Below are 15,427 nucleotides of genomic sequence, written 5' to 3' on the forward strand. Positions count from 1 at the left end.
GGTGCGTTTGCCTTTATTTATCGAATATCAATTGATTTTTGTTAAAGACTGTTAATTTGTAACATACCTGATACGATTGCTAAACTATTTCTTCTGTTGATGCGTTTGATAAGAAAAGAGTAAATAATTGTATTGATTGATTAAAGTAATAAAAGTATGAAAAAGTTAATTTTGACAGGTTTAAGTTTATTGTTTGCATTAACACTTACATTCGCCCAAGAGGGTACACCTGAAGACAAAGCAAAAGCAAAAGTAGAAAAAATCACGGAGAAGGTTACCTTGACTCCAGAGCAGCAAACAGCAGTGTATGATATCGTTTTAGAGCATACCAAAGCAAAATGGGCACTTAAAGCGGATACCACCATTGCGGAAGATGTGGCTAAGCAACAAGCCGAAGCGTTAGCAGCTAGTGCTGATGCAAAGATCATTGAGACCTTGACAGAAGAGCAGAAGCCGTTGTATGCAAAATATGTCGAAGAACGTAAAGCAAAGAAAGACTAGTTCTTTAACGACAGTCTAGTAACTGAAAAGGGCATCGCAAAAAAAGGCGATGCCCTTTTCAGTTATTGTAAAAAAAATAGACAGAAAATTTTGTTTTTAAAAAACCTTATCTATATTAGTGTATTATTTAAATAGTACACTAGTATGATAGCTATCCAAGATCTAAATTTTAGCTACAACAAAGGTCGTCCTTTGTTCAAGCAGATGGACCTGCAGCTCGAGCAAGGCCACATTTATGGCTTGTTGGGGAAAAATGGTGCAGGCAAGTCGACCTTGCTAAAGAATATTGCCGGTTTGGTTTATCCCAACAAGGGCTCCATTGCGGTGCTGGGGCACGATCCTAGAAAGCGAGAGCCATCGCTGCTGAAGGAGATCACGTTTATACCCGAGGAATTTTACCTGCCGGCCGTACTGTCCGACAAGTTTATCCGCGCCAATGCGCCATTCTATCCAAATTTTGACATACAGTATTTCAAAGAGCTATTGGGCGAATTTGAAATACCGCTGAATCAACGTATCGCAGATATGAGCTACGGGCAGAAAAAGAAATACCTGATATCTTTTGGCTTAGCCAGCAATACCAAGCTGATGATTATGGATGAGCCGACCAACGGATTGGATATCCCGTCGAAGGTGCAGTTTCGTAAGATAATGGCTTCTGCCCTTACCGAGGAGCGCTGCATCCTGATCTCTACCCATCAAGTTCGCGACTTGGACAATCTGATCGACTCGGTCATTATTTTGGACGAGCATCGCGTAGCCGTGAATGCTTCCGTTGCTACCTTAACGGAACGCCTTTGCTTTAAGAAGGTGAAAGAGCTACCCGCAGATGTTGTCTATGCAGAAGCGGCACTAGGGGGCTACAACAGCATTCAGGTGAATACCTTTGCGGAAGACTCCAAGCTAGATCTTGAACTGCTCTTTAACGCCGTATCTCAAAAACAGGGCGTAATTACCAACCTTTTAACGCAACCCACTTATGTCTAATACTTTTCAAACAAATCGTTTTTTTGCGCTGGTAACACGACAGTGGATCAGCTTTGGCAAAATATACCTGATGTCTATAGGTATCGCAGCGGGCGTAATTGCGGCCTTCTATGGTTATGCGCTCTATGAGTTTCGTATTGCTGTAGACTATATTCCCTCGGGATTGCTTGATTTTAGGATGCCTCTTTTTATTTTATTGGGCTTGTTCTTTGTAACAATCATTTCCGCGAGCTATTTCTCTGATTATGGCCAAAAATCCAAAGCTATCTTTGAGTTGCTGATTCCGGCATCGCGTCTGGAAAAATTTTTGACGGCTATGCTTTACAGTGTTGTCGTTTGTATGCTATCCTTTATCGCTGTTTTTTGGTTGATCGATTTGGCTTTTGTAAGCTATTTACGTAATCAAGCGACTTCTTCGGCCATGATTCATGCCGATGAAATAAAAAATATTGACCATAGCTTGGCGTATATTACAGCACATTATAGACATCAGGAACGAGTTCGGTATCTATTCTTTTTACCCTTTTTGCTGAATGCTATCTTCCTGTTGGGCTCTATTGCATACCGTAATTTCCATTACGTAAAAACAGCAGTTGTCTTGATTGCCTATATCGCCATATGGAGCTTGGGGACGGTGTACATTATGAAGGCCTTGACCGATGGTTCAGTAACGGTGCGGCAAAGTGCCTTTTTTGAAAACGAAGATAATCCTTTACAACTGTGCTTGCTTGTGGGTATTTTGGTGACGTTGATATTGTGGGGAATAGCTTTTCTCCGATTAAAGGAAAAGGAGGTTTAACATGGATTTTAGCGCAAATAAGGCAATATATGTGCAGATTGCCGAGCATGTTTGTGAACATATTATGCTGGGCACTTGGAAAGATGAAGAGAAGGTGCCTTCAGTACGCGATTTGGCTGTGCAACTGGAGGTAAACCCCAATACGGTTATGCGCACCTATGACCTGCTCCAACAAAAAGCGATTATCGCCAACAAAAGGGGGATAGGTTTTTTCCTAACGACAGATGCTGTGGCACAGGTAAAGGCTTATAGAAAAGCGATGTTTCTGGAAGAGGAACTACCGCAGTTATTCCGTAACATTTATTTGTTGGATATCGGTCTCGAGGAGCTACAGAAACGCTATCAAACGTTTATTAATGAAAATTTTAACCAAAATTGATGATGAAAACGAGTTCGAAATTATTGATCATATTAGGCATTACGCTGTTCGTTGTGCCCATTGCTATTATGTCATTTACGGTCATGGAAAATCGCGTTGATGTCGTCGATTACCAAAAGGATATGGATCGCGAAGCTACCTCGCTCGAAGGAGAGGATGTGTACCTGCAAACAACGCCCCTAAAGGCATTCGATAAAGTGCGGCTGCTGGGCGAAGGACGTCGGGGACCGATTAGCCTGATCATTGTGAAAAGTGATAAGCACGCATTGAAACTGGAAAAAAATAGGGAGGTAAAACTTAAGTTTGAAGTTGATGACAAGGGTACATTGATTATTCACGGAGAAGAGTCCGCTGAATACTACTTTAATACGGTATACCTTTTTACGCCAAACGTGCATAACCTTGAGTTGAAAGATGTGGATGTTCAAACTAAAATTGAAACGGATAGCCTTACTGTTCAGGGTGATAATTTATCGGGATTTCAGTTAAGCTCAGGTACTAAAATCGATGATTTATACTTGAATCTGAAGAAATCGAAAATAGCAATGAACACAGATAATCGGGAAGAGAACGTTAATTATTCGGTAAGACGTTTGTCATTGGATGTCGATAGTAGTGAGGTAAATCTGGGGCCTCATGATTTGAAAAAGCTATCCCTGTTGGCGAAAAACTCGAAGGTCAGTTTTCCTAGCAAAGGCAAGCGCTGGATGCTTGATGAGCTGAGCCTCATCACCGAAGGGAAAAGTAGTATTACGCTAGATAGTCTGCAATCAAAGACCTTGTCTGGAAATTTATCCGATCAGACAACGATTGACTTGCCCGTTCAACAATTGAGACAAATCATTAGTCGGAACTAGTTCTCCGATGCAAAAAGCCTATCCCTTCATGCCGGCGGCGACTCGAACGCCGGCATGAAGGGATTTTGTCGTTTGTCCTGGTTTTAAACAGCTTCGTTTTGCTGCTCGCCCGATAGCTTAACCCGTGTCTGTGAAAGGCTGCCCGGATAATGCTCGGCAATGTATTTAATCATTTCCTCTCGCACATGACAACGCAGATCGAATGCTTGCCCTGAGTTGCGACAGCTCATTAAACAGCGTATTTCCATGGTTTTTTCCTTCAGATCGGTGACGTGCAAAACATTAACTTGCCCATCCCACAAGCTGTTGGCGTGTAGGAGTTCGGTCAATTTTTCACGCAACTTATCAATCGGGACGGTAAAGTCTGTGTAGATAAAAACGGTGCCGAGGATCTCCGCGGTGGTCCTTGTCCAGTTCTGGAAAGGCTTCTCTATAAAATAGTTAATAGGCAATACCAGCCTACGTTTATCCCAAATGGCGACCACCACATAGGTGAGGTTGATCTCCTCTACGCGCCCCCATTCGCCCTCCACCACCAATACGTCGTCCATGCGTATCGGTTGGGTGAACGCGATCTGAAAGCCTGCCAACAGGTTGCCCAATGACTTCTGCGCCGCAAAACCGATAATGATACCGCCAATACCGACGCCCGTAAGCAAACCGGCACCTATTTTGCGCATATTTTCGAAGCTTAACAGCACAATGGCAAGAGCCACCAAGATGATGATACTGACCAAGAGCTTTCGGATAAAAACAATCTGCGTGCGTATCTTCCGTTCTCGCAGGTTGTTTTCCTTGCTAACATCAAAGCGATGGTACAGGTAATCTTCAAAGACCCGAATTAAACGGATAATGATAATCGCGAAACAGCCAACAAAAAGGATTTCCGTGATCTTGGTGACTACAGCCAAGGTTGCACTGTTGAAGCGCGTGAAAGGCAGTAGGGCGTTGAATACGAGCAAGGGTATAAAAAAACTGAATATCTTATTGAAATGCCGAATCACTGATCGAATAACGGAATAGTTGCCGTAAGCATTGGACTGTTTCCTCACGAGCGGTACTAAAATGGCTTTCACCAGTATACCCAATAATACCGCAAAGATAATGACGACCATATTCCATGCCCAAGCGGGCATCTTCGTCGCTAATTGTGATAAGTACTGTGTCATGGCTGTTGTTTAAGTTGTTCTATAGAAGTAACGGTACTTTCCGCCGACTGTTTTTATTAATTGAGATTCGTATCTTATGCATCGCTGCTCGGCGCTGCCGATCGCCACGAATAGCTTGTCGAGTTGGCCAGCAGCCACAAACCGATAATTATTAATGGCTTTGCTGTTGCTAATGATAAATTATTACGCTATTTTTAACAAAAAACAATACGTAAAATTTGGAATTTACTGAATTCGGCTTCTCCGCTACATTAGAGGAAGGCCTTGATAGCATGGGGTTTGTTGAGGCAACCCCAATACAGGCGCAAGCAATACCCGTTATTTTGAAACAGCATGATCTTATCGCATGTGCGCAAACGGGAACAGGCAAAACAGCATCTTATCTTTTACCGGTTCTTAACCGAATAGCAGAGAATCCGCAGGAGCGCGTGAATACACTGATTTTGGTGCCTACGCGCGAATTGGCGCTGCAGATCGACCAACAGATCATGGGCTTTGGCTATTTTACGGGCGCCACTTCCATCTGTGTGTATGGTGGTGGAGACGGCATAGGCTACGAACAGCAGAAGCGTGCTATTCGCGAAGGGGTGAATATCATTGTAGCTACTCCTGGGCGTTTACTCGCTCACATGTCTTCCGGCAAATTTGACTTCAGCCATTTGGAGCATCTTATCCTCGACGAGGCTGATCGGATGTTGGACATGGGTTTTCATGATGATATTATGCGCATCATCAGCTACTTGCCTAAAAAAAGGCAGAGCCTTCTTTTCTCGGCCACGATGCCACCGAAAATCCGGACGCTAGCCAAGAAAATATTGCACGAACCGGAGGAGATCAATGTAGCCATCTCGAAGCCTAGCGAAGGGATCGACCAACAGGCTTATCTGGTGTATGATGATAACAAAATCGCCCTGATAAAAGCGCTATTGGATAACCCGAGCTACGAAAGTATTATCATCTTTGCCTCGAAAAAAGATCTTGTAAAACGTTTGACTCGGGAACTTATCAAAATGGGACTCTCTGCTGAAGGTTTTCATTCGGATTTGGAGCAGGCGCAACGCGAAGAAATTATGCACCGATTCAAGGCGAAAAGGTTGCGCATACTCGTCGGTACGGATGTTATTTCGCGTGGTATCGACATCGTTGGGATCAGCTTGGTCGTGAATTTTGATGTGCCACCAGACCCAGAAGACTACGTGCACCGTATTGGACGTACAGCCAGAGCGGCAACCACCGGCACGGCCATTACCTTTATCAATGATAAAGATCAAGGACGCTTTGGGCGGATCGAACGATTGATCGAAAAAGAGGTTCCCAAGAAAGAAATGCCAGAAGGTATTCCCCCGGGGCCTGCTTATGAGCCTACAGCGAAGAAACGACCTAACGGAAACAATAACAACAAGAAAAAGAAATTTCGGAAGTTCAACAAGCCGAAACCCGAAAATAAGTCTAAAACGGAGTAAGGGACAAAGATAGACGGTAGGAGAGCTGGTAATAGGCGAATAACGTTACGAATTGCGTTGCAGCTTTAGCTGTTCGTTTTGCTGCAGCAATGCCTTGCAGAGCAGATCCAACTCTTCTACCAGTTCATCGTCCAACTCGACAAATTGTAGGGACTCCATCCCCGAACCAATGTAATTGTCTAACACCAAATCAAGGTCATACTGATTTTCCTGCACAAGATATAAGGTACGCTCGGTTTTGCGGGCCCAAGAACTTAGCCCATTATTTTGGAATAGTTGCTGTAAACGCAACAAAATGTCCGTGATTTCGTTCTGCATGGCGGAGGCTTTATCGGTTAATATCTTTTTTCGCAACAACGGACAGAGCTGCTGCTGCATGTCGCTGATTTGATAATAGAATGATACGTAATGTGTTAGTTAGTTTTGCTACACCGAATATCTCTAAAAAATGGCTAAAAAACAAGTTTTTTTCTTTCTTTTCAGCAATGTTACGTTTTGAGCCTGAGAAATCCTTGCTATGCATACTGCAAACCACTATTGTTGCTTGTTCAAGGCGTTATACATTAGGTGGCGGATCGGTTGTTTGTGCGTTATTTTTTGTGTCATCGCTACTGTAATTGTTATAGGCACGTCGCAGGCGCGAAGCTAAGCGGTTGCGCAACAACCTAGGCGACAGCACCTGTACAGATTCACCAAAGCCCAATATCTCACGCTCCAGCTCGAAATTAAGCACCACATCCAATCGGATGATGATCTTGCCGTCCTCTCTGCGATTGACTACCACTTGCGATGCATGCAAGGGTTTGGTCTCCACGTAGGGTGCGGTTCGGGCATCCACTTCCAACGTGACCCGCTGACCCCGGTCGCGCTCGGACTTGGTGACACCAATAGTGTCTGCATAATAACGGTCGAAACTAACGCCTTCGTATGGGACAAAGCCCGTTTTGGCCATTTCTTGGATGTCCAGAATACGGTCCAAGGCCAAGGTGACTAGAATGCGCCCCTTTTTGGGCTTCGTAATGACAAACCAACGATTGCGGTATTCCTTTAGCAAATAGGGGTAGTAGACGGATTCGGTAGCCTGCTTGGATTTAAAGGACTTGTATGATATCAGGAGCGGTATTCGCTCGCGGATGGCTTGATGTATGGGTGTGATCCAGTTGAGCCCTTTCAGTAGGCTGTTGCTCTCCAGTTGTATGCTCGTTGCAGCATCGTTCGCTTGTTTAGCCATATTATGCTCTAAGCGCACGATCATATCGCTCATTTCCTCAAAATGAGCAAATCCGTTGAGGTGTTTGAGAATATCAACAGCCTCTTTCATTTTCTCCATATCATTGTGCGTGAGCGGCGAGTTGCTGATGGAATAAGCGGGGTCTTCGTAGGTATAGTATTTCCTTTTTAACACAATGATAGGCGCATTGTAGCCGAGCTTATTGCTGCGCATAACCTGTATATCGCTTTGGATGGTGCGTTTGCTGACCCCATTGTGGATGCCTTCAAACTCATATAGCGCATCGGAAACACGATCGATAAGGTCTTCCAGCGTCCATTTTCTATGCGTTTGGCGTAGGCAATTGTCTATAGTTTTGTAACGTATGAGTGCAGCTTTGTTGGTAGACATGGGTAATGATGACGATCTGTTGTATAGCTAAAGCTATAAAGAATATCTGAATTACGCAATATAGCTGCGTAGTTGACCCTCTCGTACCATGGCTTGTGAATTTCATTTCATTTTATTCATCTGTTTTACAGTTGTTTAATTTGTTGTTGTGCTGTTGCTAGTCCGTTTTTTTTATTGCGCAGTCCTGCTGCGCATAGCTGTTCGCAACTTTGTCATGTCAGCAATGGCCACGTTCTTTGATAAAACAAGCAATCGCTTAAAGATATAGCTCATCAGAGCTTAAAGAAGCCTTAATTACCGACTTGCACCCTGCATCATCTGCTTCTGCATGGCAGGATAGTGTCGATCCCACTGGGACACGATATACTGGGGGTAACGACGTATTTGGGCACCACGGCTGAGGTTAGGGGTTCGAGTCCCCTCTTCGAAAGAAGTAGCTCAAGGGTTAGAGTACAGCCCCATTTGCGGGTCGAAGGTTCGATTCCTTCTTCCGACTTGTCGGAATAGCTCAGAAGGTTAGAGCAGCAAACAACAAAGTGTGGGTTCGAATCCCACTTCTACTTCGGTAGAATAGCGTAATGGTATCGCACAGATCTAGGGTATCTGGTTACATGTTAAACTTCATCAAAAAGTTAAAACGAATGGGTAGGCGATAGTCGATCTGGCAATTTAGCGGCTAGTATTTGGGCGCTTTCTTGCAATCGTTCAGCTGCTTCGCGATTGAAAACAAGCTGCTTGATGCTGTTTCGAAAATAGGTGGACTCGTTTTACTGCTGTAGAACGGAAGTCAACAAGAAGTACAAACCAAGGCAGGCGGCTCCTTTTGAATCCCGTAGCCGACCGATGGATCGGACGATCGCTTACCTTTTTAATAAATGAAACAATATAAAAATAGAAGATATGAAAAGAATACATATAGCTGTTAACCACGTAGGTTTTGTGGTTAAGAATCAAGTGGTACAGCGGGTACTTACATCGGGGAAATACTGGCTGGGCTTTGGCGAGAAGCTGGAGCTTCACGATAAGGCAAAGGCATTTCAGACGAATCACGATGTGGACGTACTCCTGCAGATCGAAGGCTTCGCAGCCTTGGTAGAGCAGGTTGAGGTTGCCGATGGATGCCTGTGCATCGTCTTTATCAACGAGAACTTTACAAAGATTTTGACCGCCGGACGCTACATCTTTTGGAAAGGCTTACGGAACTACCGTTTCCATATGGAAGATACCTCGACGATGGTTATTTCATCAGCACTGGGAAGAAATCTATTGGAGTGGCCAGAGTTCGCACCTTTTGTGCGGCAGTATAAGTTGGATCCTGCAGAAAAAGGATTGTTATTTATCGATGGGCAGTTTCAGCAGGTGCTCGAGGGTGGCGTGTACACTTGGTGGAAGAATGCTACCGCCATTGCGGTTTCAAAGGTCGACACCCGTGTGTTGTCCGTAGACATCAATGGGCAAGAGATACTGACGAAGGATAAGGCACAAATCCGCGTGAACTTTTCCGTGCGCTACAGGGTGCTTGATGTGGTACGCGCACTGTTGGAGAATAAAGACCACGAAAAGCAGCTCTATATGTTGATGCAATTGTTACTGCGTACATACATTGGGCACATGACACTGGACGAGATCATGGAAAAGAAAGATGACGTGAATACGTTCATTGCCTCCGAAGCGCATGTACAAGCGGCGTCGCTCGGGTTGGAGATACAATTCTGTGGGATCAAGGATATCATCTTGCCAGGTGATGTGCGGGATATCATGAATCAGGTGTTGATTGCCGAGAAGCGTGCGCAGGCAAATATCATCACGCGGCGTGAAGAGACGGCATCGACGCGAAGCTTGCTGAATACTGCAAAGCTAATGGAAGAAAATGCTATGCTGTTCAAGCTGAAGGAGATGGAGTATGTGGAGAAGATCTCGGAAAAGATTAGTACGGTATCGCTGTCCGGAAATGGGCAGCTTATCGATCAGCTAAAGCAATGGTTTGTCAAGAGCTAATTGTGACGCGAGCTTGGTGACAAGGTCATAAAAAGATAAAGTCAAAAGAGGCGCAAGGGCAACAAATATAAAGAGGCGTTGTCCTTGCTTAAAGAAGAAGTTAAATTGAAGCGCTTAGCGCTATAAAAAAGAAGAAAAATGGAAAACAAACGTATAAATGGTAACGATCTATTGGCCTTGGGCTATGCCGAAAATTCTGCTTTGGGCGTCGCCTTGCAGATCAATAAGAAAAGATTGGGCTTTACGCGTGAGCAGATGCTAGCTCATTTCTCGGCTATATTGGCCAATCCGGAAGCGTATGCTGAAGATGCAGTTTTTAAGACATTGGCGCAGGAGCTGTTGAAGCAAGATGAGCTGGAAGCCTCGTATATCGCACTTAAAGAAGAGGGGCATTACGAAATTTACGGGGAAGAGCATATTGAAGAAGGGGCGAAGCAGCAGATGCAAGTAGCTATGACGTTGCGTGTCTCTGTAGCCGGCGCCCTGATGCCAGACGCGCACCAAGGCTATGGCTTGCCTATCGGCGGGGTGCTGGCCACGGGCAATGCCGTCATTCCCTACGGCGTGGGCGTGGATATCGGTTGTCGCATGGCGTTGTCTATTTTTGATCTACCTGCCGCATACCTGACGGAGCATAGCGATGCGTTAAAGAAAGTCATTATGCAAACCACGAAGTTTGGCGCTGGCCAAGGTTTCCAAAAAGGAGATCGAGCAAGCCATGCCGTTTTAGAGCAGGATACTTTTGCCATGAACGATTTGTTGCGTTCGTTGAAGGATAAGGCTTGGGCGCAACTAGGGACTTCCGGAGGGGGAAATCACTTCGTGGAGTTTGGGGTGATAGCCTTTGATCAGGCGGATGCGGAATTAGGTATTGAAGCGGGTGAATATGTCGCGCTATTGACGCATTCGGGATCACGCGGGCTGGGGGCAACGTTAGCCGACCACTACACCAAACTAGCTAAGCAGCTTTGTAAACTGCCTTATAAAGCACAACATTTGGCTTACCTAGATTTGGGAACGGCCGAAGGACAGGAATATTGGATGGCGATGAATTTAGCGGGCGACTACACATCGGCATGTCACGAAGTGATCCATGAAAAGGTGCGCCATCAGCTGGGGGCAGAGCGCTTGGCAAAGGTCGAAAACCACCACAACTTTGCATGGAAGGAGATGTGGAATGGGCAAGAGCTGATTGTACACCGAAAGGGAGCAACGCCTGCAGCCAAAGGGGTAATGGGTATTATTCCGGGTTCCATGGCCTCGCCAGGATTCTTGGTGCGCGGTAAAGGACAGATGGAGTCCATCAACTCGGCCTCGCACGGTGCCGGACGATTGATGAGCCGTACAAAGGCAATAAAGACGCTGGCGCCATCGGATTTAAAGGCTATCCTAAATGATCAAGGGATCACTTTGATGGGGGCCGGTATGGATGAAGCGCCTATGGCCTATAAAGACATACATACCGTGATGGCTGCGCAGCAGGATCTTGTTGACGTGTTGGCTACATTCTCGCCTAAGATTGTGCGGATGGCCGACGATGGTAGTCGAGAGGATTAGGTTTTGATATTGTTTTATGAAGCGGAATACGTCGTAGTCCGCTCCATAAAACAATTCCCCATTAAAGCACACTCCGAAAATCCCGATCATACCGCTCCAGCTGCTTGATAAAATTAGGGATATCCAGCACAAAATCATGAATGTGCATAACGCCTGTTTGCGGGCTTTGCATAACCTGTATGGCCAATTCAGCAGCGACGGCAGCCGTAACTTTGGCCTCCGATTTGCCAGAGAACGACGCTTCATACAGCTGCTGTCGATCCATGCCGCAGCTCGCTTTTACGGCAAAGCGATCAGTTCCGAGATTTATCCGATGAAACAAACGGTGGAGCGCTCGCTGCAACGGTTTATACTGCAGCACTTTCGTCAACCCAATTTTACGGCTCCAAAATAGTAACTCCGTGATCAAGAACGAGTCGAAAGCCAGCCTAGTCTTGATGTTTTTTGTAGGCCAAAGACTAGCCAAGCTATGCTGATCCGAGAAGTTAAAAAGAAAGTAGCGGCGCTTTTTGTCCATAGCTGTCCATTTTGGTCGGCTGAACGATTTCACCAACGTTGGATGTTGCTGTTCTAAGATGGAGTAGCTACGGTGCATATTGTCAAACGTCCACTCGAATGCAGCATATCCATGCTTTTCGCCTAACCCCAAGAGAATATCGATGTCTACCCACTCGCTCTGTAAGTGATGGTTGATGCAATGCTTTGCCAATAAATTGCTGATTCCGGGCGCCAGGCCAACGCTCAGTAGAGCCATGGATTTGGGCTTCGGCTGCTGTACCTTTAACTGCTCTATGGCATCGATCAGTTGATTGTTTGCGGTGATGTCTATATAATGTATGCCTTTAGAAAGGCAGTAGGCTGCTAAGAGGTTGTTTTTACTCTCCACACATAAGATCAGTAGCGATGCATCTTCAATAGCTTGGTAATCCGGAATGTCTAGGTCAAAAAAACGTGCCGAGGCCTGCGGTAAACGTGCTGCGTACTGTTCCGCTTTGGCGAGGCTCCGCCCAGCGATAACCACCTCAAACTGTTCCTGATCGTGGAGAAACTGGCCGATGTACTGACCCACGGCGCCGTATCCGCCCACAACAATAATCTTATGTTTTGTATTCATGGTGTTTTCGATAAATTTGATTACAAAACAACAAAAAGTAGGAGCCGACCGCTTTACACAATTTTTGGCGTTTTTTGCATATTTTGCACGCATACGCAGGGATCCTAGATCCGATTTTGAAATTAATAGGCCTGTGCCAAAACGGAAACAACCGGAGCGTAGTTAACAAGAAGAACAGCATCCGAAAAAGTATGAACGAGTATACAGCAATAGACGATATTAAACGTGCTTATGACGCGCAGGTGCAAAGCCGCGTGATTTATAAACAACACGATGCAAGCTGGCGCCAAGCCATATTGCGTAAACTAGCGCAAGAAATCGATCGGAACCACAACTTTGTCGTTGCTGCCATTGCGAGCGATTTTGGGAAAAGCGCCGTAGAGGTGGAGGTAACGGAGTTGATGCCGGTGCAGATGGAACTGAAGGAAGCAATAGCGAAGCTGCCTCGTTGGATGAAGGATAGGAAGGTTTCCCGTTCTTGGAAGCTGTTTTCGATAAAGCCTTACCTGCATTATGAGCCGAAAGGCAATAGCTTGATCATTACGCCGTGGAACTATCCTTTCCAATTGCCGATGGCGCATTTGATATCCAGTATAGCAGCAGGCAATACGGTTATGTTGAAGCTGTCTGAATTTTCGCCGCATATCAATTCTGTGATCCGGAAAATTATAGAAGCTGTTTTTCCAGCAGATCATGTTTTTGTTGTGGAAGGCGCTGTAGATGAGACGACCTTTCTCTTGGGGCTGCGTTTTGATCATATGCACTTTACCGGATCACCGGCCGTAGGCAAGATCGTGATGCAGGCCGCAAGCAAATTCTTGAGTGATGTCACCCTCGAATTGGGAGGGAAATCTCCCGCTATCATCGGGCCCAAGGTCAATTTAAGGACAGTGATTCGAAATATTATTTGGGCTAAATTCGTCAATGCCGGACAAACCTGTATTGCTCCAGATTACCTATGGATTGATCGCGCTTACCAAAATGATCTGGCCACGCTTTTTAAGGAGGAAATCCTCCGTGCATTTGGGGATCGGCCAGCGGACTCTCCCGATCTGGCGCGCATCATCAACGACAAACAGTTTGATCGTTTAACGCAAGCGCTAAACGAAGCTGTTGACGATGGGGCTACGATTTGGGTAGGGGGAGATAGTAGCGCCGAGCAACGCTATATCGCACCAACCGTATTGACCGATCTAAAAGCAGAATCAACCTTATTACAGGAGGAGATATTTGGACCTATCTTGCCAGTGATTTACTACACCCACATCGACGAGGCTTTGCAACTGATCCAAGAAAAGGAAAAACCATTGGCTTTATACATATTTAGCGGCAGCAATGCCTTCGTGCAGCGGGTAATTAACCATACTAGTGCGGGAAGCACCTGTGTTAACGATGCCATGGTACAGGTGATGCACCCCAATCTGCCTTTTGGTGGCGTGAATAATTCGGGTATAGGGCAGTCTTTCGGCTGGTATGGCTTTCGCGCTTTTTCGCACGAAAGAGCCGTAGCCGATGTGAAACTTATGCCGTTATCAAAGTTTTTCTGGTTCCCATATATCGATAAGACAAAAAGACTGCTGCGTTTATTTCGGCGATTTATGGCATAGCGTGCTATAAAAAAGAAGCTCCTAAATTTTAGGAGCTCCATATAAATCATTAAGAAGGGCATCTTCCATTTATGGTTGGTCGCCTATCTTTTCTTATTTTTCTTGGTCATTTTAGCTTTTAAACCGCTTCCGTAGTTATACGTTTTGCTGTTGCTTTCCTTCTTTTTATGGAAGGCACCTCCTTGGGTTTCATCGATCTTCTCTTTTTCCTTTGGACCATCCGTAGGACGATAAATAATAAGGTCGTCGGGCAAAGGCATAACAGGAATCTTTTTGCCGATGGATTGTTCTATTTTGCGAAGCGCTGGAAGTTCAATATCTGTGGCAAAGGTGATGGCCAAGGCTTCCGAGTCTGGCGTCTTCAGGATATGCGACACGAAGACCTCACTCTCTTCCGGGATCTCAAAATGGATGATAAACGGAATGTTGGAAAGGTCGATTTCCGTGGTACCCTCATTAGCGACCAAAAGTATTCTGCATTCTGCTATTTCTAGAAAATCACGGATCTCATCGATACCCGCATCATCATGGAAAAATGGCCGGTAGATGGCTGCCTCACCCTTGCCGACGTGCAGTCTTTTTAATAGGTTATGCGCCGTCAGTCGGCTATTCACAAACACCACTACCTTATCGAATACTTCCTGATCACGCATGAAGTCATTGAGCAAATTGATCTTTGTCGTGAAGTTCGGGACTTGATAAAGTATAAGATCCTGCGTATCTAACGTATCTTCGCTAAGCTCATCCACTTCGACTTTCGTCGCAAAAGGCATAAAATCGTCGATCATCAGGTGCAATTTATCATGGTCTACCGTGCTGAATGCCAAGTACTGCACGTCGCCGCAGCTTTGCGCCAGCTCCCTAACATTGGTTTGCATACCTTGTTTCACAATTTCTTCCGCATCATCGATGATAAAGGTCTGTATACGGTTGAGGTTAAGACCCAATTTTAGATATACCGCACGGGCTCGGCTGGGTGTAGCAACGACGATGTCCACCCCGCGTACCAAGTCTTCGATCTCTTCTTCCATGCTTCCGCTGCTTTTCAGCCCCATGATATGAAGCTCTCTATTTTGACTTATAGCAAAGAAGCTATCAACGATCTCTTTGATTTTTTCATCATTCGGCGCTAAAATTAGAACTTTAGGAGCCTCATCATGCGTGTATTTTAAACGCATCAATACGCCCAATACGTAAGTCGTCGTTTTCCCAGCGCCTTCAGGAGCTATGCCAATGACGCTGTGGCCACCGACAATGCGGGAGAGCGATTTTAACTGGAATTCTTTTGCTGTAAAATACCCCAGATCTTTCATGGATGTTTGAAGACGCTTGCTAAGTTTTAATTTATCTAAAGACACGGCCGAATGTTTAATTG

15 protein-coding genes and 2 tRNA genes are annotated in these 15,427 nt (G+C 45.3%); 11 read left to right on the forward strand and 6 right to left on the reverse strand.

Going from position 1 to position 15,427, the window contains the following annotated elements; genetic code table 11:
* The first annotated feature begins 156 nt into the window (after positions 1-156).
* The 5 genes from SCB77_RS19750 (at position 157) to SCB77_RS19770 (ending at position 3,523) form a co-directional block, all read left to right on the forward strand.
* A complete protein-coding gene (locus SCB77_RS19750; protein ID WP_320183728.1) occupies positions 157-501 on the forward strand; it encodes a hypothetical protein in 345 nt (114 codons plus the stop codon).
* A gap of 144 nt (positions 502-645) precedes the next feature.
* Entirely contained in the window at positions 646-1,488 is an 843-nt protein-coding gene (locus SCB77_RS19755; protein ID WP_320183729.1) for an ABC transporter ATP-binding protein, read from the forward strand.
* Positions 1,481-2,287: a hypothetical protein gene (locus tag SCB77_RS19760; protein WP_320183730.1), complete on the forward strand. Its 807-nt coding sequence runs from the start codon at positions 1,481-1,483 to the stop codon at positions 2,285-2,287. The genes SCB77_RS19755 and SCB77_RS19760 overlap by 8 nt, the downstream gene beginning before the upstream one ends.
* A 1-nt stretch (position 2,288) precedes the next feature.
* On the forward strand, positions 2,289-2,666 hold the full coding sequence (locus tag SCB77_RS19765; protein ID WP_320183731.1) for a GntR family transcriptional regulator: 378 nt from the start codon (positions 2,289-2,291) through the stop codon (positions 2,664-2,666).
* Positions 2,666-3,523 carry a hypothetical protein gene (locus SCB77_RS19770; RefSeq protein ID WP_320183732.1) on the forward strand — a complete coding sequence of 286 codons (858 nt, stop codon included), beginning with the start codon at positions 2,666-2,668 and terminating at the stop codon, positions 3,521-3,523. The genes SCB77_RS19765 and SCB77_RS19770 overlap by 1 nt, the downstream gene beginning before the upstream one ends.
* A gap of 83 nt (positions 3,524-3,606) precedes the next feature.
* Here SCB77_RS19770 and SCB77_RS19775 read toward each other — a convergent pair whose 3' ends face one another.
* Positions 3,607-4,692, reverse strand: coding sequence for a mechanosensitive ion channel family protein (locus tag SCB77_RS19775; RefSeq protein WP_320183733.1), 1,086 nt, complete (start codon positions 4,690-4,692; stop codon positions 3,607-3,609).
* 218 nt (positions 4,693-4,910) lie between these two features.
* Here SCB77_RS19775 and SCB77_RS19780 point away from each other — a divergent pair, with 218 nt between their 5' ends.
* A complete protein-coding gene (locus SCB77_RS19780) occupies positions 4,911-6,155 on the forward strand; it encodes a DEAD/DEAH box helicase (RefSeq protein ID WP_320183734.1) in 1,245 nt (414 codons plus the stop codon).
* Between the two features lie 45 nt (positions 6,156-6,200).
* On the opposite strand, the gene SCB77_RS19785 is transcribed toward SCB77_RS19780, so the two are convergent.
* The 3 genes from SCB77_RS19785 to SCB77_RS19795 are packed head-to-tail and all read right to left on the reverse strand — an operon-like array spanning position 6,201 to position 7,776.
* Positions 6,201-6,473, reverse strand: a complete 273-nt coding sequence (locus tag SCB77_RS19785; RefSeq protein ID WP_320183735.1) for a hypothetical protein — start codon at positions 6,471-6,473, stop codon at positions 6,201-6,203.
* Positions 6,474-6,483: 10 nt separating this feature from the next.
* The gene (locus SCB77_RS19790) at positions 6,484-6,678 is read right to left on the reverse strand and encodes a hypothetical protein (protein ID WP_320183736.1); all 195 of its coding nucleotides are present in this window, start codon (positions 6,676-6,678) and stop codon (positions 6,484-6,486) included.
* Positions 6,679-6,711: 33 nt separating this feature from the next.
* Positions 6,712-7,776: a helix-turn-helix transcriptional regulator gene (locus SCB77_RS19795; protein ID WP_320183737.1), complete on the reverse strand. Its 1,065-nt coding sequence runs from the start codon at positions 7,774-7,776 to the stop codon at positions 6,712-6,714.
* 427 nt (positions 7,777-8,203) lie between these two features.
* Here SCB77_RS19795 and SCB77_RS19800 point away from each other — a divergent pair.
* The 4 genes from SCB77_RS19800 to SCB77_RS19815 all read left to right on the forward strand — a co-directional run bounded on the left by SCB77_RS19800 (position 8,204) and on the right by SCB77_RS19815 (position 11,331).
* Positions 8,204-8,269: transfer RNA gene (locus tag SCB77_RS19800), tRNA-Lys, on the forward strand.
* A 7-nt stretch (positions 8,270-8,276) separates the two neighbouring features.
* Positions 8,277-8,336, forward strand: a tRNA-OTHER gene (locus SCB77_RS19805).
* A gap of 340 nt (positions 8,337-8,676) precedes the next feature.
* Entirely contained in the window at positions 8,677-9,774 is a 1,098-nt protein-coding gene (locus SCB77_RS19810; RefSeq protein ID WP_320183738.1) for a slipin family protein, read from the forward strand.
* A 138-nt stretch (positions 9,775-9,912) separates the two neighbouring features.
* Complete coding sequence (locus SCB77_RS19815; protein ID WP_320183739.1) at positions 9,913-11,331, forward strand: RtcB family protein; 1,419 nt, start codon at positions 9,913-9,915, stop codon at positions 11,329-11,331.
* 61 nt (positions 11,332-11,392) lie between these two features.
* Here SCB77_RS19815 and SCB77_RS19820 read toward each other — a convergent pair whose 3' ends face one another.
* Entirely contained in the window at positions 11,393-12,445 is a 1,053-nt protein-coding gene (locus tag SCB77_RS19820) for a saccharopine dehydrogenase NADP-binding domain-containing protein (protein ID WP_320183740.1), read from the reverse strand.
* Between the two features lie 191 nt (positions 12,446-12,636).
* Between SCB77_RS19820 and SCB77_RS19825 the strand changes: the two genes are divergently transcribed.
* Entirely contained in the window at positions 12,637-14,052 is a 1,416-nt protein-coding gene (locus SCB77_RS19825; RefSeq protein ID WP_320183741.1) for an aldehyde dehydrogenase family protein, read from the forward strand.
* Between the two features lie 83 nt (positions 14,053-14,135).
* Here the strand turns inward: SCB77_RS19825 and SCB77_RS19830 are convergent, their stop codons facing one another.
* On the reverse strand, positions 14,136-15,410 hold the full coding sequence (locus tag SCB77_RS19830) for a DEAD/DEAH box helicase (RefSeq protein WP_320183742.1): 1,275 nt from the start codon (positions 15,408-15,410) through the stop codon (positions 14,136-14,138).
* Positions 15,411-15,427 lie beyond the last annotated feature (17 nt).

Origin of the sequence: Sphingobacterium bambusae (assembly GCF_033955345.1) — a bacterium.
In the GTDB taxonomy this organism is placed as follows: domain Bacteria; phylum Bacteroidota; class Bacteroidia; order Sphingobacteriales; family Sphingobacteriaceae; genus Sphingobacterium; species Sphingobacterium bambusae.

Excerpts from the sequence above, each read along its gene's own strand:
- SCB77_RS19775 (WP_320183733.1), bottom strand. The coding sequence starts at position 4,692 with ATGACACAGTACTTATCACAATTAGCGACGAAGATGCCCGCTTGGGCA.
- SCB77_RS19795 (WP_320183737.1), bottom strand. The coding sequence starts at position 7,776 with ATGTCTACCAACAAAGCTGCACTCATACGTTACAAAACTATAGACAAT.
- SCB77_RS19750 (WP_320183728.1), top strand. The coding sequence starts at position 157 with ATGAAAAAGTTAATTTTGACAGGTTTAAGTTTATTGTTTGCATTAACA.
- SCB77_RS19760 (WP_320183730.1), top strand. The coding sequence starts at position 1,481 with ATGTCTAATACTTTTCAAACAAATCGTTTTTTTGCGCTGGTAACACGA.
- SCB77_RS19820 (WP_320183740.1), bottom strand. The coding sequence starts at position 12,445 with ATGAATACAAAACATAAGATTATTGTTGTGGGCGGATACGGCGCCGTG.
- SCB77_RS19770 (WP_320183732.1), top strand. The coding sequence starts at position 2,666 with ATGATGAAAACGAGTTCGAAATTATTGATCATATTAGGCATTACGCTG.
- SCB77_RS19810 (WP_320183738.1), top strand. The coding sequence starts at position 8,677 with ATGAAAAGAATACATATAGCTGTTAACCACGTAGGTTTTGTGGTTAAG.
- SCB77_RS19825 (WP_320183741.1), top strand. The coding sequence starts at position 12,637 with ATGAACGAGTATACAGCAATAGACGATATTAAACGTGCTTATGACGCG.
- SCB77_RS19790 (WP_320183736.1), bottom strand. The coding sequence starts at position 6,678 with ATGCATAGCAAGGATTTCTCAGGCTCAAAACGTAACATTGCTGAAAAG.
- SCB77_RS19815 (WP_320183739.1), top strand. The coding sequence starts at position 9,913 with ATGGAAAACAAACGTATAAATGGTAACGATCTATTGGCCTTGGGCTAT.
- SCB77_RS19785 (WP_320183735.1), bottom strand. The coding sequence starts at position 6,473 with ATGCAGAACGAAATCACGGACATTTTGTTGCGTTTACAGCAACTATTC.
- SCB77_RS19765 (WP_320183731.1), top strand. The coding sequence starts at position 2,289 with ATGGATTTTAGCGCAAATAAGGCAATATATGTGCAGATTGCCGAGCAT.
- SCB77_RS19755 (WP_320183729.1), top strand. The coding sequence starts at position 646 with ATGATAGCTATCCAAGATCTAAATTTTAGCTACAACAAAGGTCGTCCT.